This window comes from Haemophilus sp. HN_Hi08, assembly GCF_049824455.1.
In the GTDB taxonomy this organism is placed as follows: Bacteria; Pseudomonadota; Gammaproteobacteria; order Enterobacterales; family Pasteurellaceae; genus Haemophilus; species Haemophilus influenzae_D.
This window is the reverse complement of the sequence record NZ_CP187493.1, coordinates 43,009-66,394: the sequence shown is the minus strand read 5'-3', so window position 1 is coordinate 66,394 and position 23,386 is coordinate 43,009. Positions and strand designations below refer to the sequence as shown.

Sequence of the window (23,386 nt, the reverse complement as noted above, 5' to 3'; positions counted from 1 at the left end):
CCCTTTCCTTTAAATATTAGATATAAAAACACCGCACTTTTATACAAAGTGCGGTGAGATTTTACAGTAAATTCAGCGTGAATTACGCTTGACCTTTAACCGCTTTTAAGCCTGGGAATGCTGCTGGAGTACCTGCGCGTTCTAATGCTTCTTCGATACGGATTAATTGGTTGTATTTCGCAATACGGTCAGAACGGCTCATAGAACCAGTTTTGATTTGACCTGCTGCTGTACCAACCGCTAAATCAGCGATAGTCGCATCTTCGGTTTCACCTGAACGGTGAGAGATTACAGCGGTATAACCTGCATCTTTAGCCATTTTGATTGCCGCTAAAGTTTCAGTTAAAGAACCGATTTGGTTGAATTTGATTAAGATAGAGTTTGCGATACCTTTTTCGATACCTTCTTTTAAGATTTTGGTGTTAGTTACGAATAAGTCGTCGCCCACTAATTGAACGCGGTCGCCTAACACTTTAGTTTGGTATGCAAAACCTTCCCAGTCAGATTCATCTTGACCATCTTCGATAGACACGATTGGGTATTGTTTGGTTAATTCTTCAAGATAGTGTGTGAACTCTTGAGAAGTGAATGAACGACCTTCGCCTTTCATTTCGTATTTGCCAGTTTCTTTGTTGTAGAACTCAGAAGATGCACAGTCCATCGCTAAGGTTACATCTTTACCTAATACGTAACCTGCTTTTTCAACTGCTTCTTTGATACATGCTAAAGCGTCTGCGTTAGAGGCTAAGTTTGGTGCGAAACCACCTTCATCGCCAACTGCCGTGCTCATGCCTTTAGATTTTAATACTTTTGCAAGATTGTGGAATACTTCAGCACCGATACGAAGTGCTTCACGTAACGTTTTCGCACCCACTGGTTGAATCATAAATTCTTGAATATCGACATTGTTATCTGCGTGTTCGCCACCGTTAATAATGTTCATCATTGGTAATGGCATAGAATAAACACCAGCAGTGCCATTTAATTCTGCGATGTAAGCGTAAAGAGGTAAGCCTTTAGATGCTGCAGCTGCTTTTGCGTTTGCTAAAGATACCGCTAAGATTGCATTTGCACCAAAGTTAGATTTGTTTTCAGTACCGTCTAAATCGATCATAATTTGGTCGATTTCAGCTTGATTTGTTGCATCTTTACCAACGATAGCTTGTGCAATTTCGTTGTTCACTGCAGACACGGCTTTTAATACGCCTTTACCTAAGAAACGAGATTTGTCGCCGTCACGTAATTCTAATGCTTCACGAGAACCAGTTGATGCACCAGATGGAGCCGCAGCTAAACCAACAAAACCACCTTCAAGATGAACTTCAGCTTCAACAGTTGGGTTACCGCGTGAGTCGATGATTTCGCGACCAATCACTTTAACGATTTTTGCCATTTTTATTTTCCTCAATTAAGTTAATTAAAACGGGTTAGGCCAGCCTAAAACAGGCGATATGATAAAGCTATTTTGAGATTTTGTCTTGTAAAAAATGCGTATGCTTTGATCTTTATCTATTTATTGTCTTGAGATATTCGTTGCACAAGCATAAGCTGAACTCCACGCCCATTGAAAGTTGTAACCGCCTAGCCAGCCTGTTATATCTAGCACTTCGCCAATAAAATACAAACCTTGTACAAGGTTACTTTCCATCGTTTTAGAAGAAATCATTTTGGTGTCCACACCGCCCATAGTGACTTCAGCCGTACGATAGCCTTCTGTGCCATTTGGAGTAAATTCCCAGTGATGAATAAAATCCACCAGATTTTTTACCCGCACTTTGCTGATGTTAGCGATAACTTCATCTTGCACAAGACCTTGCTCAAGCCAAAGTTCAACCAATTTTTTCGGAAGTAATCGAACCAAGATAGTTTTCAACATTTGTTTTGGTGAAGATTGTTTTGCTTGATTAATTTCCTCTTCCAAATTGTGGTTAGGTAATAAATCAATTTCCACTGACTCAGTAGGCTGCCAATAATTGGAAATTTGCAACACCGCAGGGCCTGAAATTCCACGATGGGTAAACAAAAGCTGGTTGTGAAAAGATTTTCCGCACTGGGCTGTGATCGTGACTGGCAAGCTAATGCCTGAAAGTGCGGTTAAAAATTTATCTGTTTCTCGATAAGTAAAAGGCACTAAACTCGCGTGCGGAGGAATAACTGGAATGCCAAATTGTTCCGCAATTTGATAGCCAAATGGCGTTGCGCCGAGCCCTGGCATAGAAAGCCCACCTGTCGCAACAATCAAATTTTTACATTGCCATTGGGTTGAATTTACCCGTAAAACAAACCGCACTTTTTCATCATTTTGAATCCGTTCAACTTGAGAAACTTCGCTACGCAATAAAATCTTAGCACCATATTTATCGCATTCAGATTTCAGCATTTCAACGATTTGTTCTGCGCCCTCATCGCAAAATAATTGCCCTAATTCCTTTTCGTGATAAGCAATCCCCTGCTCCGCCACTAAAGAAATAAAATCCCAATTGGTATAACGAGCAAGGGCTGATTTGACGAAATGAGGATTTTGAGAAAGGTAATGAGCAGGCGTAACCTCTAAATTAGTGAAATTGCAAAATCCACCGCCTGACATCAAAATCTTACGTCCGATTTTTTTGCCGTTGTCGAAAACTGTCACCGACTTGCCTAATTTAGCCAACTGTGCCGCGCAAAATAATCCTGCTGCACCAGCACCAATAATAATATTTTCAGAATATTGGCTCACGGATTTTGTCCTTTTTCCCCACGTTGTAAAAAATCCAACATCTTCATTCGTTGAATAACTGAACGACGATCCACTGCAGCATTACCAGAATCTAATAATTGCTGTAAATATGCACTGGCTTGTGGATATTGACGATTTTCTAAGGCAATCGTCGCCAACAAAGAAAGACTTGACACTTCATTTTTATCTTTTGCCAAAGCTTCATTCAAAAGTTGTTCTACTTTTGGGGTTATTTGCTGACCTGCTTGATAATAAAGTGCGGTGGCTGCCAAACCTAAAATATTAGGTTTACTTCCCGACAATTTTTCCGCATTAGAATAGGCCACAAGCGCACTGTCAAATTCATTATTCTGCACATAGGCTTCCCCAAGTTGAAGCCAAGTTTCCGCATTATTTGGATCAGTACGCAGTTTATTTTGGATCTTCTCAATTACATTTTCATTTTTGTGTTCATCATTCATTTCAACATTTTGATTATGTTGCTCAATCATTGATTGCTCGCCTTGTTGAACACGACTAAAACGATCAAGAGAAAAATAATAAGCGGTTGGAATAGCGATGAGTAAAGTAAAAAGCACAAAATAAATTTTACTATTCACTTTTCCCCTAGAAAGTTTGCTTGGCTCCTCTTGCTTGTGGGGGGGGCTGCCAAAGGCTGAGGGGAGGGAAATTATTTCATCATTCTCTAGTTGTTGTGCAACTATTTTTTCTGAAAACTGTTTTTTTCTATTTGAGAAATAAAGCAGTGCAGCAGCTAAAATTAAAAGAGCGACTGGTAATAGCCATAACAACGCCGTATTCCATTTGAACGGTGGTTTATAGTTCACAAAATCACCAAATCTAGCGGTCATTTGATCGATAATTTGCTGATTACTTTTGCCCTCATCCACCATTTTGTACACTTCAAGACGCAAGTCATACGCAATAGGTGAATTAGATTCCACCAAATTTTGGTTCTGACATTGGGGGCAGCGTAAAGATTTTGCCAACTCTACGGCGCGAGTACGATCATCTTGATTTTGGAATTGATAGGTATCCACCATTTCCGCTTGAGTAAACAAGGAAAATGCGAATAAAAGTGCGGTTGCAAAAACAAATGTTTTTTGAACTCGAGTAAAAATATCTAATAGGCTTTTCATTTATTCTTCAATGCTTCAATTTTTGGCAAAAATACCGTTTGCCAAGTTTCTTTATCCAATAAACCAGAATGGCGATAACGAATCACACCATTTTCATCCAAAAGATAAGTTTCTGGCGCGCCATCCACGCCTAATTTGAGGGCAAGTTCTCCCTGACTATCATTAATGGTTAAGACGAACGGATTGCCCATTCGCTTAAGCATTTCAATGCCATTTTGCGGATTGTCGCGATAATCTACACCCACAATAGGCAACGTTTTTGCAATCTCAATTAACAACGGATGTTCTTCTTTGCAATAACCACACCAACTGCCCCACACATTTAATAAAAATGGCTGTTTAGGAAAATCTTTCAGGCTTACGATTTGTGATGGCTCATGTAAATTAGCCTGATAAAACTCTGGAACGGGTTTATCAATTAAAGCCGACGCAATTTTTTTCGGATCTTGATTTAACCCAGCAATTAATAATACACACACGCCTAAAAGCACAAAGAGCGGTGCAAAAAAGAGAAGTTTTTTGTTCATTATTTTTCCTGTTTTCTGCGTAATCCGAAGACGCTAAAAAGTGCGCCAAACGCCATTAAAATACCGCCAGCCCAAAGCCAACGAATCAGCGGTTTATAATGTAAGCGGAAAGTAAATTCTCCTTTGCCGAGAGAATCTCCCATCACAATATATAAATCGCCCCAAAAACCGCCATTAAGCCCCACTTCACTCATTGTCATTGTACGAACATCGTAATAACGGCGTTCGGGGATAATTTCTGCATAAGGTTTACCATTTTCAGTTACGTCAAAAAAGGCGATTTCTGCCGTAAAGTTTGGTCCGATTTCATTAGAAAATTGGCGATAGTGAAATTCATATTGTCCCAGCGTTTGACTTTGTTGCGGTGCTAAACGCACACCAATTTCACTGCCAAAATAACCGCTCATTATTGCGCCAATAGTCACAATCGCCACGCCACAGTGTGCTAAAATCATACCAAATTGAGACAAACGAATTTGTCGCCAATTTTGCCATAAAGTGACCAACAAAAGCCAAATCGCAAGAGTTAATAACACAAAAGCGAAAGCGTGAAAATTCAACGCAGAATTATGGCGTAGCTGTTGCCAAATCATCAAGCTGGCGAGAATCAAAGACGGAATAAGCAACCATACGTAACGTATCAATAATACGCGATCAAATTGCACTTTACGTATGCTAAGCGAAATTACCATTAAGATTAAAATTACCGTAATGATTGGGAAGAAAATACTATTAAAATAAGGACTTCCCACCGAAATTGAGCCCCAATTCATCGCTTGGAATAACATCGGGTAAAAGGTGCCTAAAAAGGTAGAAACAGTGGCAATGGTCAGCAAAATATTCAGCAATAAAATGCCACCCGATTTAGAAACGAACTGAAAATTCACCGCACTTTCTGACAAACTGCCCGCACGCAAAGCGAATAAACCAAAGGCTAACACTGTCAAAACAAAGAAAATTAATAACAATACATAACCGCGCGTGTTATCCAATGCAAAAGCGTGCACAGAAGTGAGTGCACCAGAACGAACAATAAACGTGCCTAATACGCTAAAGGCAAAAGCGAGCAAAGAAAAAAGCGTTGTCCAATAACTAAATACACCTTGTTTTTCTGTTGCCATTAAACTGTGTAATAACGCCAAACCAAGCAACCAAGGCATTAAAGATGCATTTTCTACGGGATCCCAGAACCACCAACCGCCCCAGCCAAGTTCGTAATAAGCCCACCACGCACCAAGCACAATGCCAATGGTTAAAAACAACCAAGAAACCAACACCCAGCCACGCATTGAGCGTGCAATTTGTCGTGCAGATTGGTTATAAATCAACGCACTCAAACTCATTGCAAAATTTACCGCAAAGCCCACATAGCCAACATATAATAAAGGCGGATGGAAAATTAATCCCACATCTTGCAACATTGGATTGAGATCGCGCCCTTCTGCGGGAGCAGGAAAAATGCGTCCAAATGGATTGGAATAAAATAAAATAAACACCGCAAAACCAAAGCAAATTAATCCCAATAAAGATAAAGATTGAGCGGAAAAAGTGCGGTCATTTTTTCGATTAAAAAAAGCAAAAGCAGCAAGCCATAAACTCAATGAAAATAACCAAAACAACATTGAACCTTCATGTCCGCCCCAAGTGGCAGCCACTTTAAAAAATGTAGGTAATTGGGAATTAGAATGTGCCGCTACATATTCAAGGGTGAAATCATCCACCGCAAAAGAATAAGCAAGCAAACCAATTGAGAACGTCGTCGCAAGGGTAAAAATATAACTAAGCGGCCAAGCAGCATTAATTAAAGTCGAATTTTTTTTGAATAACCCAAATTGAGGCACTAACGCAAGAAAAAACGCGCTAGCTGTTGCGAGTAAAAGAAGGAAAAAGCCAAGTTCTGGAAGCATAATGTCGTCGTTTTTTTTCGTTGATGCGCAGATAAAGTCGCTAATCAAGTATGTTTCATTAATAAAATTAAAAATAGCACCTTGATAGGTGCTATTGTACTTATAAAAATTAATGATTAAATTCAGCACCTAAACAAGGGCGGATTTTATTTAACATTTCTTTTATTACGCGTGATGGGGCTGCGATGATATTGCCACTGCGTAAGTAGCCGTTACCTGCATCAAAATCACAGACTAAACCACCTGCTTCACGCACGATTAAATCGCCAGCTGCGCAATCCCATGCTTTTAAGCCCATTTCAAAATAGCCATCAATACGATTTGACGCCACATAGCATAAATCTAATGCAGCAGAACCAGTACGACGGAAATCCGCAGCATCTTCAATTAAGGCATTCATCATTGCAAATTGAGTTGGCATTAATTTTGGTTGTTTGAATGGAAAACCAGTGGCTAAAATTGAACCTTGAAGTTCACGTTTACTATCTACACGTAAACGTACTTCATTTAATTTTGCACCTTCGCCACGCACAGCAGTAAATAATTCATTGCGGATTGGATCGTAAACAACCCCGACTTCAGTGCGATTTTTTACACGAACTGCGATAGACACAGAAAAGTGGGGAAGTCCTGTCATAAAATTCCGGGTACCATCTAGAGGATCAATAATCCATTGTACATCGCTATCTTTGCCTTCAATTGCGCCTGTTTCTTCCGTAATAATTGTGTGATCAGGATAAGATTTACGAATAACTTCAATGATTTCTGCTTCAGACGCTTTATCAACGTTTGTCACATAATCATTAATACCTTTTTGTGTGCTTTCGATAGCATCACGGCGTTCATAATTTTTAGCAATCACATTGCCCGCTTTTCGTGCCGCACGAATAGCGATATTTAACATTGGATTCATATTTCCACCAGATTTTAAAGAACAGAAAAATTCCGCGTCATTATAGCGAGATTTGCCAAAATAACCAGTTGAAAATCATAAAACAATGGTTTTTATAGGTTTTCAGGAAAAATTTGCGATACAGATCGCAAAAATCATATCAAGTGATTTTTCTACTCATTATTTATCATTAAAGTGCGGTAGAAAATTGGAGCGTTTTATGCAGAAAGGTATGACATTAGTGGAATTATTAATTGGGTTAGCCATTATCAGCATTGTGCTGAGTTTTGTCGTGCCATTATGGCAAACCGATTTACCTAAAACGATTTTAGCTAAAGAGCAACATCGCCTGTATTTATTTCTACGACAAATTCAGGCTCGTGCAGAAAATTCATCGGAAGTGTGGTTTTTACTTATCAATCGGAACCTTGCGACACAACAATGGTGCTTAACGGCACAAGTAAAAAATAACCAAACTTGTGATTGTTTAAATCCGATAAATTGCCCGAAAGAGGTTTATGCACATTTTTACTATCCTTATTTTCCTAATAAAACGATGATTCAAAGCCATTATATTTATCCGAAAGAAATCACGAGATTTGATGGCATTCGTAATACTATCGTTACTCGTTGTTTTATTTTGCAAGCAGAAAATGAACGTACGTTATTTTTATTTTTCAATGTTGGTAGTATTCGTTTAAAAACCAATCAATTTGATAGTGCTTGTAATTAATGATGAAAACATTATTAAAAGGGCAAACCCTATTAGCACTGATGATTTCACTGGCTTTGTCTTCTTTATTGCTGCTAAGCATTTCGCATTTTTATGTGCAAATACAAACACAAAACCAACAAATGTTATTACATTTAAAATTACAAGCTGAATTACAACGAACATTACAGTTAATAGGTAAAGATCTTCGCCGATTAGGATTTCGAGCATTAAATGCAAAACTGACGGAAAGCAATTTATCTTTATTTGAATTAGATGAACAAGGCACAGCCATTTTCATTAGCCAAGAAGATAACGCCCCACCTAATAGCTGCGTGTTGTTCTTTTATGATTTAAATAAAAATGGGTGTATTGGCAAAGGTTCGCCGAAAACCTGTATGAAAAATGGGAAAAATACATCTAAAAGTAGTACTGAAGAATTATTCGGCTATAAAGTGAGTAACAAAATGATAAAAACCAAACTGACTTATCAAAGTGTTATTCCTACTAATTGCACGGCAGAAACTTGTAAACGTGCTTTTCAACAAACCGCTTGCAACGCTGGGGGAGGTTGGGCAGATTTATTAGATAACAACGAATATGAAATCACTAAGCTACAATTTAATTGGTTAATCGAAGGAAAAGGATTAGAAATCAAGCTAAAAGGAAATTTAAAACAAGCTCCAAATATTAGTTATGAAACATCCCTTGTCGTTGCTCTCTGGAATCAAAAACAATGACAATACAAAAAGGCATTATTACGCTGACTATTCTGATTTTTATTTCAGGCTTATTAAGCGTAATCTTATTGTTAGATGACAGCCATTTAAGTTTTTTTCGGGCACAACAAAATCAACGAAAACACTATGTGGAAAGAACATTACAATTACAAAGAATAACAGCCTTGAAAAAACAAACTGCCTGCCTTGATTTACCCTTAAATAATAATGAAAGTGTAAAGCAAATCAGCATTACGCTTGATGGTGCCACAGATTCAATTCAATATTTTCTTTGGTGTGAAAGAATGAGCCTATTTAAAAAATCGCCTAAACAGGGAGATAATCAAGGCGCATTGAAAGATTTTGTGAGTGGCGAAAAACTTGCCTATTTTCGACCGCACTTTTCTTCCCCTCCTAAAATTTTAAATGCGAATAAAACGCCTAAACTTTATTGGTTTTCAGATTCACAAGCAGAAGTTGAAATTAATGGCACGGTGTCTGCCGTATTAATTGCAGAGAGCGATTTAAAATTGACTGGCAAAGGGAGGATTATTGGCGCAGTGATTACCAACGGGAATTTAACTTTAGATGGCGTAACTTTAGCTTATGGGAAAAAGACGGTGGTTGCTTTAGTGCAACAATATAGTCAGTGGAAGTTAGCAGAAAAAAGTTGGAGTGATTTTAATGTTCAGGATGAATAAAGGAATGTCTCTTATTACATTGTTATTTTCTTTAGCTTTATTTAGCGTTTTATTTCTTGTTTTTAATCAATGGACGGCAGAACAGCGAAAAAGTGCGGTAAAAATTTATCAAGATTTTCAGGCAACACAAATTGCAGAGAATCAAGCTCAACGCCAATTTTTAGGGTTAGCTTGTGAACAATTGATACAACAAAATGGCTTAACTTTTCGTATTCGATGTGAAAATGAACGCATTATTGTGCGTTATCCTACGAGTGAAATTTTGATAAAAACTCAGTAAAATGGCGTTGTTTTTTCTAGGTTAAATCATCAAAAGGTCGCCATTGTGTTCATTGTTTATTATTCCAATCAGCTTGAAAAACAAAAAGAAATTCTTTCTTCTTTATTCAAATCTTTACCACCTGAAGATCCTTTTCAACAAGATATTATTTTGGTGCAAAGCCCTAATATGGCGCAATGGCTACAAATTGAACTCGCCAAAGAAACAGGCATTTCAGCGAACCTAAAATTTCCTATGCCAGCAAGTTTTATTTGGCAGCTTTATGCTCAAAATTTACCCGCAACGGCATTGGAAAACCCTTTTGATAAAGATTCAATGATGTGGCGTTTAATACGCTTAATTCCGACTTTTCTCGAGAAAGAAAATTTTTTGCCTTTACGCAATTATTTAGCATCTTCGCCACATTCTGAACAATACAAACTTTATCAACTTAGCAGTAAAATAGCCGACTTATTTGACCAATATTTAGTTTACCGAGCTGAATGGATTTTTGCTTGGGAAAAAGGCGAAGATGAACAAATCACTGCGCAAATACAAAAGCAACAACCTAACCTAAACGATACGTTGTTTGAGCAAATTCAAGGCAATACAAAATGGCAAGGGGAGCTATGGCGTGCGTTGGTCGTCGATGTTAAATCAGATGTTGATGATGCTACACATCGAGCGGCTTTGCATAATCAGTTCTTAGCCTTGCTTGCGGATAAAAAAGCACCGAAAAAATTACCTTCACGCATATTTATTTTTGGTATTCCAGCACTTCCAACTGCTTATCTCAATATTTTGCAAGCGATATCCTCTGAAGTGGATATTCATTTATTTTTTAATAATCCTTGCCAAGAATATTGGGGAGATATTAGCGATTTACGCCTCGATTATTTGCGTTCTCGTCAGCGTTATCAATTCAATAAACAAAATGAAAATCAACCGCTCTTTTCTGAGGAACAACTTTCTCAACTAGAAAACGCTCAGTTTGACGTCACTTATCAAAATGAAAACCTTCAAGTAGGCAATCCATTGCTGGCGGCTTGGGGGAAAATGGGACGAGATTTTCTCTATACCTTAGTGCGAGATGAAGAGCATATTCCAACTTATCCCGTCAATGCTTATCAAGAAATTAAATCGAACAGTTTACTTGGACAATTGCAATCTCAAATTCTGCATTTAGAAAATAAACCGTTAAATATCGAAAAAAATGACCGCACTTTAACCCTACATTCTTGCCACAGTGCTATGCGGGAAGTGGAAGTCTTGCACGATTATTTACTCGATTTATTCAATCAGGATCCTAACCTTACGCCAAAAGATGTAGTTGTTATGGTGGCAGATATAAATCAATACACGCCTTATATTCAGGCCGTTTTCGGGCAAAAAAATGGAAATGCTCCACAAATTCCATTTTCACTTTCGGATAATAAACTTTCAGAAAGCGATGTGTTGGTCTCAAGTTACTTAACTTTATTACGCTTAAAAGAAAGCAATTTTAGTGCGGAAGATGTGTTAGCGTTGTTGGATATTCCTGCGATGCGAGAACGATTTAATATTTCTCTTGCTGATTTACCATTAGTGCGAGAATGGGTGGCGGATTCAGGGATTCGTTTCGGTCTGCAAAAAAATCAAGATGGCATCAATTTCAATTCTTGGCAGGCTGGATTAGAAAGAATGATTTTAGGATATGCGATGCGTGAAGAACAGGGCATTTGGCAAGATAGTCTGGGGTTAAACAGCAGCTATGGCTTAAAAGGTGAACTCGCTGGCAAGTTGTCACAGTTTTTTACCGTACTTTCCGCGCTGCATGAAACGCTGCAACAAGCACATTCCATCGAAAAATGGCAAGAAATTTTAACCGCACTTTTATCAGATTTCTTCATACAAAATGAAGACACTAGCGACACGATTTTCTATATTCAAGAGAAAATTAATGAATTAGCTGAGCATCTAAAATCGCTCCATTTTACTGAAGAATTACAAGCAGATGTGATTGCCGATGTCATCACAATAAAATTAGAAGATTCACCAAATAGCCTCAAATTCCTTGCAGGAAAAGTAAACTTCTGCACCTTATTGCCAATGCGTTCAGTGCCATTTAAAGTAGTTTGTTTACTTGGAATGAATGATGCCGATTACCCTAGAACACAAACACCAAACAGTTTTGATTTAATGCAATATCATCATCAAAAAGGCGACCGTGTTCGTCGTGATGATGATCGTTATTTGTTCTTAGAGGCCTTATTAGCCGCACGTAATTATTGCTATATCAGCTATGTTGGGCGTTCCATTACAGATAATCAACCGAAAGAACCATCCGTATTGGTAAGCCAACTCGTGGATTATATTAATCAAGGTCAAAGTGAAAATGTCCTTACTGTCATTGAACATCCAATGACCGCATTTAGCCCAGATAATTTCAAATATAACGAGATATTTACCCGCTCTTTTGCGACAAAATGGTTGCCAATGGCTCAATTTGACGCAAGTGCAAGTAATTCGGAATTTGCGGTCACGATGACAGAAAACCCAGAAAAAATCGAAGAAATTGAACTGGATCGTTTAGTCAGCTTTGTGGAAAACCCAGTGAAATTTTTCTTTGAAAAACAACTTGGTGTTTATTTCCGCGATGAAGATAACCGTATTGCTGACAGCGAAAACTTTACCTTAAATGGCTTGGATAATTATTCGTTTAATAATGATTTAATCTATATGGATGAACAAAATTTTGCTGATTATTTTAGACAAGCAGAAGTTAAAGGTGTGTTGCCTCGGGCTAAATTTGGAAAGGTTTATGCTGAAAATATTCGTAACAATGTTCTAGAATTTAAAGAGAAAATAGTGGATCTTGGCGAAGCCAAACATGCTTCTATTGATTTAAATATTGCCGTAGATTGGCAAAACGAAAATCAAGAAATTCGTCTATTTGGTTATATGGAGCCTTTATTTGGCGATGATTCACAAGTAATTCAGTGGCATTTTGCAAAATACAAAGATCGCTATTGTATCCGTCCTTGGATTTATTATTTGATTCAATGTGTTACACAAGAAAATACGGTGCCAGCAAAATTAATTACACAAGATCAAGTGATCGAATTACCGCCTATTGAGCGTGAAGCCGCTCTCTCTCAATTACAAACTTACGTAAAAGATTATTTACAAAGTCAAATTGAAATCCAATTGGTGCCAACCATAAGAAATATTAATGATTTTATTGTAGACGATAAAAGTGCGGTAAATTTTGACAATGTTTCTGAAAAACTTCAGGAATTAACTGAAAGTAATGGTTTCGGGTCAAAAGCTGATCCATATTGGTCACGGGTATTAGCGCAGACCTCAAGATTTAAACAAACTGAAAATCTTGCAAAATTATTAGCACAAACGAAAGCTTGGTTTGGTTTATTATTCGCACAAAAGAAAAAAAGAAAGGCACAAAGCTAATCGTCAAATAACCTATTTTTTAGTAGAATAACGACCTTTTATGGAGAATTATCTATGCGCTGTCCATTTTGTGATACAGAAGAAACTAAAGTCATTGATAGCCGTTTAGTATCTGATGGTTATCAAGTTCGCCGCCGCCGTGAGTGCGGTCATTGTCACGAACGTTTTACTACTTTTGAAATGGCAGAATTAATCATACCGAAAATTATCAAAACTGATGGTACACGTGAGCCATTCAATGAAGATAAATTGCGTAGCGGTATTCAACACGCCTTAGAAAAACGTCCTGTAAGTGCAGATGATGTAGAAAAAGCAATTAACCATATAATTTTTCAATTACGTGCGACGGGTGAACGTGAAGTACCAAGTAAACTGGTTGGAAAACTCGCGATGAATGAGTTAAAAAAACTCGATAAAGTGGCTTATATTCGTTTTGCATCAGTCTATTTGAGTTTTGATAACATTAATCAATTCACCAAAGAAATTGAGAGCTTAAAGGATTAACCATGAGCGAATTTTCCTCACAAGATCACGTATTTATGCAACGCGCCTTAGATTTAGCCACCAAAGGACAATATACCACCACACCGAACCCATCGGTGGGATGCGTATTGGTAAAAAATGGTGAAATTGTGGGAGAAGGCTTTCATTTTAAGGCTGGACAACCTCATGCCGAACGCGTTGCTTTAGCTCAAGCTGGCGAAAATGCCAAAGGAACAACAGCTTACGTCACCTTAGAGCCCTGCTCTCATTATGGTCGCACCCCACCTTGTGCATTAGGATTAATTGAGGCTGGCGTAGTAAAAGTCATTGCGGCTATGCAAGATCCAAATCATCAAGTCGCAGGGAAAGGTTTGAAAATGTTGTCTGATGCCGGCATCGAAAGTGCGGTGAATTTATTGAGCGATCAAGCAGAAAAAATAAATAAAGGCTTTTTAAAACGAATGCGTCAAGGTATGCCTTTTGTTCAACTCAAACTCGCGATGAGTTTAGATGGACGAACAGCAATGGCAAGTGGAGAAAGTAAATGGATTACGGGTTCAGATGCTCGTTCAGACGTACAAAAAATGCGTGCAAAATCATCCGCACTTTTATCTACTTCTGCGACAATAATTGCAGATGATCCAAGCCTTAATGTACGCTGGGACGAATTTCCTGAAAATCTTAAAACAGAATATAAAAAAGAAGATCTTCGCCAGCCTGTGCGAGTCATTTTAGATTCACAACATCGCATTCAGCCGACTCATAAACTTTTTTTAACGTATTCTCCTGTTTGGTTAGTTTCTAATGAACCACGAGATTTAACAGGCTTTCCTGATTTCTGTGAACAAATTATTCTTCCAAAAGAAAATTTACTAAAAGAATTAATGCAAGAATTGGGAAGACGACAAATAAATACCCTTTGGGTAGAAGCTGGAGCAAATTTAGCAGGGAGTTTAATTGATGCGAAATTAGTAGATGAATTGATTATTTACGTTGCACCCAAATTACTTGGCGACAATGCTCGTGGTCTATGCCAATTACCGAATTTAACTAAACTTGCCGATGCACCATTATGGCAACTCAATGAATTAGAACAAATCGGTGACGATATAAAATTAACTTACACGCCGAAAGGAATCTAAATGCTTAAAAAACTTTTCCATTCCGCCCTTTGGGGCTTGGCTGCTGCGGGCGTGATTTTGTTTGCGGTTCCAAGACTGAATAACAGCAACATCTTCACTACTGATGATATTGTATCATTCAAAAATGCCGTGCGTATTGCCTCTCCAGCAGTAGTGAATGTTTATAACCGCTCTTTTTCTTCCAGCATTAATGATAATGAGCAACTACAAGTGAATAACTTAGGTTCTGGCGTAATTATGAGTAAAGACGGTTATATTTTGACAAATAAACACGTTATCCAAAATGCCGATCAAATTGTAGTAGCGTTGCAAAACGGAAATATTTTTGAGGCCAGTCTTGTTGGTTCAGATAATCTCACTGATCTCGCTGTTCTCAAAATTCGTGCAAATAATCTTTCAACTATTCCACAAAATTCAAATCGTCAAGCTCAAGTCGGCGATGTAGTGTTGGCAATCGGTAATCCTTACAATTTAGGACAAAGTGTGTCTCAAGGAATCATTAGCGCAATGGGTCGTAATGCGGTAGGTGATTCTGTTGGCAGACAAAACTTCATCCAAACCGATGCATCAATTAACCGCGGAAACTCAGGCGGTGCCTTAATTAATTCTGCAGGAGAATTGGTAGGAATCAGCACACTTAGTATTGGTAAAACCGCCAATGAAATCGCAGAAGGACTAAATTTTGCCATTCCAATAGATATTGCAAATGATGTACTACGTAAAATTATGCGTGATGGACGTGTGATTCGAGGTTATTTTGGTGTGCAAAGTGATATTAGTTCAAGTAGTGAAGAAGGAATAGTTATCACAGACGTAAGCCCGAATAGCCCTGCAGCAAAAGCAGGTATTCAAGTTGGCGATGTGATTTTGAAATTAAATAATCAAGAGGGGATTTCAGCCCGAGAAATGATGCAAATTATCGCAAATACAAAACCTAATTCAAAAGTTCTTGTTACTATTTTACGGTTAGGCAAAATCTTACAAGTTCCTGTTGTCATTGAAGAATTTCCAGTAAACTAAAAATAGCGGTCTATTTTGACCGCTGTTTTCATTATATTTAATACTTTCTTTTCAATTTGAAAATTTATTTGTTCTAACCCCTTTTCTGACATTTCGGGCAAAAGAAACTATTACGCTGCCCAATAACTAAACTTTCAATTTTTCCACCGCACTTTGGACAAGGTTTATCTTTATTGCCATATACCAATAATTCTTGTGCAAAATAACCTGGGCGACCATCTGGCTGTAAAAAATCTTTAAGTGTCGTTCCACCTTGAATAATGGCTTTTCTCAAAACATCTTTAATCGTGTTCACTAAGGAAATACATTGATTGCGGGTCAGATTTTTAGCGAGTTTAAGTGGATGAATACCACAAATAAACAAACTTTCATTCGCATAAATATTTCCAACACCCACCACCACAGCGTTATCCATCAAGAAGGTTTTAAGTGCGGTTGATTTTTGACGAGATTTTTTGAATAAATATTCTGCATTAAATTCATCAGAAAGCGGTTCAGGCCCTAGCTTTAAGAAAAGATGAAAGTCATCTAGATTCTCCGTCCACAACCATGCACCGAAACGACGAGGATCGTTATAACGTAATAATTTGCCATTATTCATCACAATATCAATATGGTCATGTTTATCTATTGCGCTATCCTGTGGCACAATTCGCACCGAACCTGACATGCCCAAATGCCCGATGATATAGCCTTTTTCCGTGTGAATAATCAAATATTTTGCTCGACGAGTGAGATCGACAATTTTTACCTTTTTTAGTGTTATCAATTCTTCTGATACAGCCCAGCGCAATTTAGGCTGGCGTACGGCAACTTTCTCAATCGTAAAATTTTTAAGATAAGGGCTAATACCACGTAGTGCAGTTTCAACTTCGGGAAGTTCTGGCATAATTTTTAACTTAGTGAGTAGATTGAATAATGATATAAAGTGCGGTTAGTTTTACCATTTTTTATATTCTTTGAAAATTAAAATGATGAATATTTCAAAAATATAGGTAGTTATCTAATGGATAAAATTTATATATCTCGTTTAATCTATGCTAAAAGATTTTTATTTTACAGAATAACCGCTTGTCTTCAGATACAAGCGGTTATTTTTTGTGTTAATTGACTAATTAATCAATGGGTGGTGTGTAAGTGCTATTTTTGATGTCGTCTTTAATACGATTTGCTTCTGTTAGTACTTGAGTTAATAACGCTTTAACATTTTCCAATGTTGCAATCGGGCTTAGGGTAGTCATTTTCAGTGATTGTTTGTCGCCTACTTTAGTCACGCCAATATTCGCTTCGCCTCGTGCAAAGAGTTCATCTGCCACGTTTTGGTTTAGTGCATCAATAAATTCAGCTGGATAGTCTTTTGGTACGACACGGAATAACACCGATGCAAACTGACTTGGTACAAGCATCTCTAAGGCTGGAGTATCGTTGATGTATTGCTCGACTTCTTTGGTTAGTTTTACGCCGTGATCGATCATTGAAGCGTAAAGATCTTCTCCCAATGCTTCAAGGGTAAACCATAATTTTAATGCGTCAAAACGACGAGTTGTTTGTAGCGATTTTGCCACTAAGTTTGGCACGCCGTGAGCTTCATCATATTCCGAATTGAGATAATCAGCTTTGTAATCGATGAAGCGATAGTTTGCTGGATCCTTGAGCAAAAATGCACCACAGGAAATGGTTTGGAAGAAGTGTTTGTGGAAATCTAGCGTGATTGAGTCGGTTAATTCAATACCAGCTAAGAAATGGCGATAATCTTTGGAAAGCAATAATGCGCCACCCCAAGCAGCATCAACGTGTAACCACGCTTGATATTCATCGGCAAGTTTGCGGATTGCTTTTAAGTCATCAATTGCACCCGCATCTGTTGTGCCTGCGGTAGCAACAATACAGGCAGTAATTTTGCCTTCGGCTTTAAGCTGTGCAAGTGTTTGCCTAAGTGCAATCACATCCATTTGTGCATTGGTATTTGATGGCACAGTAACGACTGATTGGAAACCCATTCCCATCATTGCCATATTTTTTTGTACAGAGAAGTGTGCGTTTTCTGAACAAATTACTTTCACTTTTTGTATTGCTTCCGCTGGAATACCATCACGTTGTACTGACCATTCGGAGCCATCATTATTTTTCCAATGTTTCGCAATCGCCCAATCACGTGCCAGCAACACACCCATTAAATTTGATTGCGTGCCACCAGAGGTAAACACGCCCGAAGTGCCTTCGCCGTAGCCTGCTTTTTGGCGTAGCCAGTCGATCAAATGCTCCTCCATAATTGAACCTGCTGGGCTTTGATCCCACGAATCCATTGATTGGTTGGTCGCATTAATCAGTACTTCCGCAATTTGACTTGCCACTATTGTTGGGCAATGTAAATGGGCAAGTGAGTGTGGATGATGCACTTTAAGGCTTGGATTGAGGAAAATTTCCACCAAATGATCGAGTGATTTCTGTACACCCATACCCTCTTTCGTCGGATTAAAACCGCTTATTAAGGCTCGCATTTGTTTGATTGAACCGCCTGTGTACATTTTTTCATTTTTCAGCCAAGCAGAGACTGCTTGCACCGCATTATGCATCGCTGTTTCATAATCAGTAATTGCTTTGCTATCGTTGCAAAACAAAGCTTGTTTGTGTTGTTTGAGGTTTGACACTGTTATCTAATTTCCTAAAAGATTCCCCCTCTTTAGCAAAGAGGGGGTAGGGGATATTTAGCAGAAGAAAATTCAACTTTGTGAGTAATTAAACATTGTAATCAAATTTCCCCCTTGCCCCTATTTTTAAAGAGGGAGGATAATTACTAAGCGGTCAAAATTCACAAAAATTTTGAAAAATTTAACCGCACTTTAGCCTCTCACGGCTTTTAATGCGTCTGCTACAGATTGCTTGAAACGTTTGATAAATTCTTCGCATTCACTTTGGTTGATGTTTACTGCACAAAGCACGCGAACCACGTTGCCACCGCGTCCGCCACGTTCGAGCAAGAGTTTGTTTTTGAAGCAAGCTTTTTGGATTGCTGCCGCTAATTCACAATCGCGTGGGTAAGCCCCTGTTGCATCTTTTGGCTGGCGTTCATCAACAATATCAATGCCCATCATTAAGCCACGACCACGCACGTTACCAATACACGGATATTCTTTGCTTAATTCACGTAATGTATTGGTTAAGTATTCGCCACGTTCTTGCGCATTTTGTGCAAGGTTTTCATCACGCATAATTTTAAGTGACGCATAACCCGTTGCCATCGCTAATTGATTGCCACGGAATGTACCTGTATGTCCTGCAGGTTGCCACGCATCAAATTCTTTACGGATAGCTAATACAGCTAATGGTAAGCTGCCACCAACTGCTTTTGACATCACAATAATATCAGGCTCAATACCTGCGTGTTCAAAGGCGAACATTTTTCCAGAACGACAGAAACCAGCTTGTACTTCATCTAAGATCATTAAAATACCGTGTCTTTGGGTAACTTCACGTACTTTTTGTAAGAAGCTGATTGGTGCTGGCACAACGCCACCTTCCCCTTGGATTGCTTCTAAGATCACCGCAGCAGGTTTTACCACGCCGCTTTCTACATCTTCGATGAAGTTTTCAAAATAATGTTCAACTGCTTTCGCACCCGCTTCTCCACCAATGCCAAATGGGCAGCGGTATTCGTGTGGATATGGCATAAATTGTACGCCCGGCATTAAATTTTCAACGGCATTTTTTGCACCAAGATTACCTGTTAAGGCTAATGCCCCTTGGGTCATACCGTGAAAACCGCCTGAGAAAGCGATGATATTGCCACGCCCTGTGTAAGTTTTGGCTAATTTGATGGCTGCTTCATTTGCATCTGCACCAGAAGGGCCTGTGAATTGTAAGATATATTTATCTTTCGGGAAGAATGACAATAATTCTTCACTAAACGCATCTTTAAGTGGAGTGGTTAAATCTAAAGTGTGTAACGGCAATCCGCTATCTAATACGTCTTTAATGGCTTGCATTAACACAGGATGATTATGTCCTAATGCAAGGGTTCCTGCGCCTGCTAAAAAGTCGAGGTATTCATTACCTTCAACATCAGTAACCCAACAGCCTTGTGCTTTTGCATAGGCAAAAGGTAATTTGCGAGGATAACTACGTACGTTGGATTCCATTACATCTTGGCGATCTAAAAAATGTTGGTTTGAAGCAAGAATTGCTTGTACAGGGGTGATCATTGTCATTTTGATTAAAACCTTCTAAAAGAGGTGAAAAAAATAAGTCGGGTGCCTTGCGATAAATTTACCGTTTATAAAACAGATACATAGGGCATTTGACTCGCTACTTATTAAAAAAAGCGTTTCAGCTTTTTTGTTTTTACCCTAGTTTGCCCACAGGACGGGCTAGGTTGGAAACAGGTTTTGATGTAGGGTTACGTCAAAACGGGGACAATTGTACATTTTTTTTACAATATGAAAAGCAAATTTAACTTTTTACGAGTCAAACGGTTAAATAAGAAGCAAACGTTTGTAATAAGAACAAATAAAAAACCCGAGTTTTTACTCGGGTTTAAAATAATTAAATCAATATTATTTGATTTTTGCTTCTTTATAGATAACGTGTTTACGCACTACTGGATCAAATTTTTTGATTTCCATTTTTTCAGGCATATTACGTTTGTTTTTATCAGTTGTGTAGAAGTGACCTGTCTCTGCAGTAGAAACTAAACGGATTTTCTCACGAGCACCTTTAGCTGCCATTTTTTAGCTCCTTAGATTTTTTCGCCACGAGCACGGATTTCAGCTAATACTGCATCAATGCCTTTTTTATCAATAATACGCATACCTTTCGCAGTTAAACGTAAGGTTACGAAACGGTTTTCACTTTCAACCCAGAAACGGTGAGTGTGAAGGTTTGGAAGAAAACGACGACGTGTCGCATTCATTGCGTGTGAGCGGTTATTACCCACAGCTGGACGCTTGCCTGTTACTTGACAAACTCTAGACATAATAATCTCCAATAATTAAATATAAGCTCGAGCTTACGGTTCGGATGTTTAAAGCTGGTTAAACCTAGCTTGCTACCTCGTCAGGTCGCGCTAATCCGACCCGCTTACTATATTAAAGGTCGCAAATTATACTGACTTTGTTTTCATTTCTCAAGTGTAAATGCGATTTTCCTGAATGTAATCGGTAAAAAAATGGTCAATATTATAAAAAATTATAATAAACAATTCTCCGCGAAAGAATAACAATCGCTTTTCCCTACAATTAAATGATCAAGCACGCGAATTTCCATTAGTTCAGCCGCATCTTGAATTTTTTTAGTAATAAGTTGATCCGAATAACTCGGCTCCGTTATACCTGAAGGATGATTATGTGCCAAAATTAAAGCTGCCGCATTACAATAGAGTGCTTCTTTAATAATTTCTCGCGGATAAACCGCTGATACATTAATTGTACCTAAAAATAACCGCTCTTTTTTAATCAAACGATGTTGATTATCTAAAAATAAAACCATAAATACTTCTCTTTCCTCGTGTTGCAATTCAGTGAGTAAAAAAAGTTTTACCGTTTCAAGATCATTAATAATCGGCGTACTTAACATCTCTTGCTTTAAATAACGCTTGGTCATTTCCGTAATCGCTTGCAGTTGAATAAATTGCGTAATACCTAAGCCTTTTACAGAACAGAAAGCTTTTTTATCTGCGGAAAGTAAAGCGTGCAAGGAGCCAAAATGCGTTAATACATTTTTAGAAAGTGACATAACAGGACAATCTTTGATACCAGTACGTAAAAAAATCGCAAGTAGTTCATAATCACTTAATGCTTTTGCTCCGAATGCCAGCAATTTTTCCCGTGGCATTAATTCATCATTGTTTTCCATATATTTATAAAAGAAAAATAAGAAAGATTTTGACCGCACTTTTTAGGTTTGACGAGCAAGTGATTCAAAATCTGCGATGCATATCGTAAAAATAGCGTTGGGCATTCAATAAAATTAAAGTAAAATAACGAAATTGTGGTTAAGTACTAACAAGGGAAGAAAATGAATTTAAACGGAAAACGTGTTGTCGTCGGTATTACGGGCGGCATTGCAGCCTATAAAACAATAGAGTTGATTCGTTTATTACGCAAAGCAGAAGCTGAAGTACGTGTAGTATTAACCCCAGCTGCAGCAGAATTTGTTACTCCTTTGACACTTCAAGCCATTTCTGGCAATGCTGTATCGCAATCTTTACTTGATCCACAAGCAGAGCTGGCAATGGGGCATATTGAACTTGCCAAATGGGCTGATGCCATTATTATTGCGCCAGCTAGTGCAGACTTTATTGCCCGTCTTACTGTAGGCATGGCGAATGATTTACTTTCAACAATTTGTCTTGCAACTGATGCGCCAATTTTTCTTGTGCCAGCAATGAATCAGCAGATGTATCACCAATCCATTACTCAACAAAATTTAACGACTCTTCAAACACGTGGGATTGAGCTTATCGGCCCCAATAGTGGTTTTCAAGCTTGCGGCGATATGGGGAAAGGGCGTATGTCAGAACCAGAGGAAATTTTTACCGCACTTTCTGACTTTTTCTCTCAAAAACAAGATCTACAAGGATTAAATGTCGCCATTACAGCAGGCCCAACGCGTGAGGCAATCGATCCCGTTCGTTATATTTCTAACCATAGTTCAGGGAAAATGGGATTTGCGATTGCTGAAGCATTTGCCAAACGTGGGGCAAACGTCACACTGATTTCAGGCCCAGTGAATTTAACAACACCAAAAAATGTAAATCGAATTAATGTCATCTCAGCACAAGAAATGTGGCAAGCCTCTCTTGAAAGTGCGGTAAAAAATCAAATTTTTATTGGTTGTGCGGCTGTTGCTGATTACAGAGTAGCTGAAGTTGCAGAACAAAAAATCAAAAAATCTGGCGATGAAATATCTATCAAGTTAATTAAAAATCCCGATATTATCTCAGATGTAGGACATTTAAAAACACATCGTCCTTTTACTGTTGGATTTGCAGCCGAAACCCAAAATATTGATGATTATGCAAAAGATAAACTTGAACGCAAAAATCTTGATATGATTTGTGCCAACGATGTATCTGGCGGACAAGTTTTTAACGCGGATGAAAATGCCTTGCAGCTTTTTTGGAAAAATGGTCATAAAAAATTATCGCTAAAATCAAAAGTAGAACTTGCCGCTGATTTAGTCAATGAAATCATCGAACGCTATCAAAAAACCTTATAATTCCAACCGCACTTTTACCTAAAAATGAATTTCAAACGGAGTATTAAATGAAAAAAATTGACGTAAAAATTTTAGATTCTCGCATTGGAAATGAATTTCCTCTGCCAACTTACGCAACTGAAGGTTCAGCAGGTCTTGATTTACGTGCGTTGATCGATGAAAGCTTTGAAATTCAACCAGGCGAAACCAAATTAATTCCGACAGGGCTATCAATTTATATTGCGGATCCCAATTTAGCTGCCGTGATTTTGCCTCGCTCGGGTCTTGGCCATAAACACGGCATTGTGTTAGGAAACCTTGTGGGATTAATTGACTCCGATTATCAAGGGCCATTAATGGTATCAATGTGGAACCGTGGAAATGAACCATTCAAAATTGAAGTCGGCGATCGTATTGCTCAACTTGTTTTCGTGCCAGTAGTACAAGCTGAATTTAATATTGTAGAAGATTTTCAACAAACCGAACGTGGAGAAGGCGGTTTCGGTCATTCAGGTAAACAATAAT

Annotated in this window: 22 protein-coding genes; 10 read left to right on the top strand and 12 right to left on the bottom strand. The window is 38.3% G+C overall.

What is annotated here, in order from left to right; all coding sequences use genetic code 11:
* Nucleotides 1-82: 82 nt before the first annotated feature.
* The 6 genes from eno to suhB all read right to left on the bottom strand — a co-directional run bounded on the left by eno (nt 83) and on the right by suhB (nt 7,205).
* Nucleotides 83-1,393: a phosphopyruvate hydratase gene (gene eno / locus ACPT8O_RS00305; RefSeq protein ID WP_021034770.1), complete on the bottom strand. Its 1,311-nt coding sequence runs from the start codon at nt 1,391-1,393 to the stop codon at nt 83-85.
* A gap of 120 nt (nt 1,394-1,513) precedes the next feature.
* The gene (locus ACPT8O_RS00300) at nt 1,514-2,719 is read right to left on the bottom strand and encodes an NAD(P)/FAD-dependent oxidoreductase (RefSeq protein ID WP_021034771.1); all 1,206 of its coding nucleotides are present in this window, start codon (nt 2,717-2,719) and stop codon (nt 1,514-1,516) included.
* A complete protein-coding gene (nrfF, locus tag ACPT8O_RS00295; RefSeq protein ID WP_021034772.1) occupies nt 2,716-3,858 on the bottom strand; it encodes a heme lyase NrfEFG subunit NrfF in 1,143 nt (380 codons plus the stop codon). The genes ACPT8O_RS00300 and nrfF overlap by 4 nt, the downstream gene beginning before the upstream one ends.
* Nucleotides 3,855-4,385 carry a DsbE family thiol:disulfide interchange protein gene (locus ACPT8O_RS00290; protein ID WP_021034773.1) on the bottom strand — a complete coding sequence of 177 codons (531 nt, stop codon included), beginning with the start codon at nt 4,383-4,385 and terminating at the stop codon, nt 3,855-3,857. Before ACPT8O_RS00290 ends, nrfF begins: the two co-directional genes overlap by 4 nt.
* Nucleotides 4,385-6,292, bottom strand: coding sequence for a heme lyase NrfEFG subunit NrfE (nrfE, locus tag ACPT8O_RS00285; RefSeq protein ID WP_021034774.1), 1,908 nt, complete (start codon nt 6,290-6,292; stop codon nt 4,385-4,387). Before nrfE ends, ACPT8O_RS00290 begins: the two co-directional genes overlap by 1 nt.
* 109 nt (nt 6,293-6,401) lie before the next feature.
* Nucleotides 6,402-7,205: an inositol-1-monophosphatase gene (gene suhB, locus ACPT8O_RS00280; RefSeq protein WP_005631453.1), complete on the bottom strand. Its 804-nt coding sequence runs from the start codon at nt 7,203-7,205 to the stop codon at nt 6,402-6,404.
* Between the two features lie 199 nt (nt 7,206-7,404).
* Here suhB and ACPT8O_RS00275 point away from each other — a divergent pair, with 199 nt between their 5' ends.
* Genes ACPT8O_RS00275 through degS form a run of 8 tightly spaced genes read left to right on the top strand, consistent with a single transcriptional unit; the run spans nt 7,405 to nt 15,667 of the window.
* A complete protein-coding gene (locus ACPT8O_RS00275; protein WP_041175282.1) occupies nt 7,405-7,917 on the top strand; it encodes a pilus assembly FimT family protein in 513 nt (170 codons plus the stop codon).
* A complete protein-coding gene (locus tag ACPT8O_RS00270; RefSeq protein ID WP_021034776.1) occupies nt 7,917-8,636 on the top strand; it encodes a PulJ/GspJ family protein in 720 nt (239 codons plus the stop codon). The genes ACPT8O_RS00275 and ACPT8O_RS00270 overlap by 1 nt, the downstream gene beginning before the upstream one ends.
* Entirely contained in the window at nt 8,633-9,316 is a 684-nt protein-coding gene (locus tag ACPT8O_RS00265; protein ID WP_021034777.1) for a DUF2572 family protein, read from the top strand. The genes ACPT8O_RS00270 and ACPT8O_RS00265 overlap by 4 nt, the downstream gene beginning before the upstream one ends.
* Entirely contained in the window at nt 9,309-9,596 is a 288-nt protein-coding gene (locus tag ACPT8O_RS00260; RefSeq protein WP_021034778.1) for a DUF5374 domain-containing protein, read from the top strand. Before ACPT8O_RS00265 ends, ACPT8O_RS00260 begins: the two co-directional genes overlap by 8 nt.
* 45 nt (nt 9,597-9,641) lie before the next feature.
* A complete protein-coding gene (gene recC / locus ACPT8O_RS00255) occupies nt 9,642-13,022 on the top strand; it encodes an exodeoxyribonuclease V subunit gamma (protein ID WP_021034779.1) in 3,381 nt (1,126 codons plus the stop codon).
* A gap of 54 nt (nt 13,023-13,076) precedes the next feature.
* The gene (nrdR, locus tag ACPT8O_RS00250; RefSeq protein ID WP_021034780.1) at nt 13,077-13,526 is read left to right on the top strand and encodes a transcriptional regulator NrdR; all 450 of its coding nucleotides are present in this window, start codon (nt 13,077-13,079) and stop codon (nt 13,524-13,526) included.
* A 2-nt stretch (nt 13,527-13,528) separates the two neighbouring features.
* Complete coding sequence (gene ribD / locus ACPT8O_RS00245) at nt 13,529-14,647, top strand: bifunctional diaminohydroxyphosphoribosylaminopyrimidine deaminase/5-amino-6-(5-phosphoribosylamino)uracil reductase RibD (protein ID WP_021034781.1); 1,119 nt, start codon at nt 13,529-13,531, stop codon at nt 14,645-14,647.
* Nucleotides 14,648-15,667, top strand: coding sequence for an outer membrane-stress sensor serine endopeptidase DegS (degS, locus tag ACPT8O_RS00240; RefSeq protein ID WP_005688381.1), 1,020 nt, complete (start codon nt 14,648-14,650; stop codon nt 15,665-15,667). It abuts the gene before it with no gap.
* A gap of 73 nt (nt 15,668-15,740) precedes the next feature.
* On the opposite strand, the gene mutM is transcribed toward degS, so the two are convergent.
* The 6 genes from mutM to radC form a co-directional block, all read right to left on the bottom strand.
* A complete protein-coding gene (mutM, locus tag ACPT8O_RS00235) occupies nt 15,741-16,556 on the bottom strand; it encodes a DNA-formamidopyrimidine glycosylase (protein ID WP_021034782.1) in 816 nt (271 codons plus the stop codon).
* Between the two features lie 226 nt (nt 16,557-16,782).
* The gene (gene ddc / locus ACPT8O_RS00230; protein ID WP_021034783.1) at nt 16,783-18,318 is read right to left on the bottom strand and encodes an L-2,4-diaminobutyrate decarboxylase; all 1,536 of its coding nucleotides are present in this window, start codon (nt 18,316-18,318) and stop codon (nt 16,783-16,785) included.
* Nucleotides 18,319-18,510: 192 nt separating this feature from the next.
* Nucleotides 18,511-19,875, bottom strand: coding sequence for a diaminobutyrate--2-oxoglutarate transaminase (locus ACPT8O_RS00225; RefSeq protein ID WP_041175283.1), 1,365 nt, complete (start codon nt 19,873-19,875; stop codon nt 18,511-18,513).
* Between the two features lie 345 nt (nt 19,876-20,220).
* Nucleotides 20,221-20,391: a 50S ribosomal protein L33 gene (gene rpmG, locus ACPT8O_RS00220; protein WP_005613503.1), complete on the bottom strand. Its 171-nt coding sequence runs from the start codon at nt 20,389-20,391 to the stop codon at nt 20,221-20,223.
* A gap of 11 nt (nt 20,392-20,402) precedes the next feature.
* Entirely contained in the window at nt 20,403-20,639 is a 237-nt protein-coding gene (rpmB, locus tag ACPT8O_RS00215) for a 50S ribosomal protein L28 (protein ID WP_005542826.1), read from the bottom strand.
* Nucleotides 20,640-20,851: 212 nt separating this feature from the next.
* On the bottom strand, nt 20,852-21,517 hold the full coding sequence (gene radC / locus ACPT8O_RS00210) for a RadC family protein (protein WP_013526173.1): 666 nt from the start codon (nt 21,515-21,517) through the stop codon (nt 20,852-20,854).
* Nucleotides 21,518-21,679: 162 nt separating this feature from the next.
* Here radC and coaBC point away from each other — a divergent pair, with 162 nt between their 5' ends.
* Both coaBC and dut read left to right on the top strand, forming a co-directional pair.
* Nucleotides 21,680-22,882: a bifunctional phosphopantothenoylcysteine decarboxylase/phosphopantothenate--cysteine ligase CoaBC gene (gene coaBC / locus ACPT8O_RS00205; protein WP_011272308.1), complete on the top strand. Its 1,203-nt coding sequence runs from the start codon at nt 21,680-21,682 to the stop codon at nt 22,880-22,882.
* A 47-nt stretch (nt 22,883-22,929) separates the two neighbouring features.
* Nucleotides 22,930-23,385 carry a dUTP diphosphatase gene (gene dut / locus ACPT8O_RS00200; protein ID WP_005631431.1) on the top strand — a complete coding sequence of 152 codons (456 nt, stop codon included), beginning with the start codon at nt 22,930-22,932 and terminating at the stop codon, nt 23,383-23,385.
* Nucleotide 23,386 lies beyond the last annotated feature (1 nt).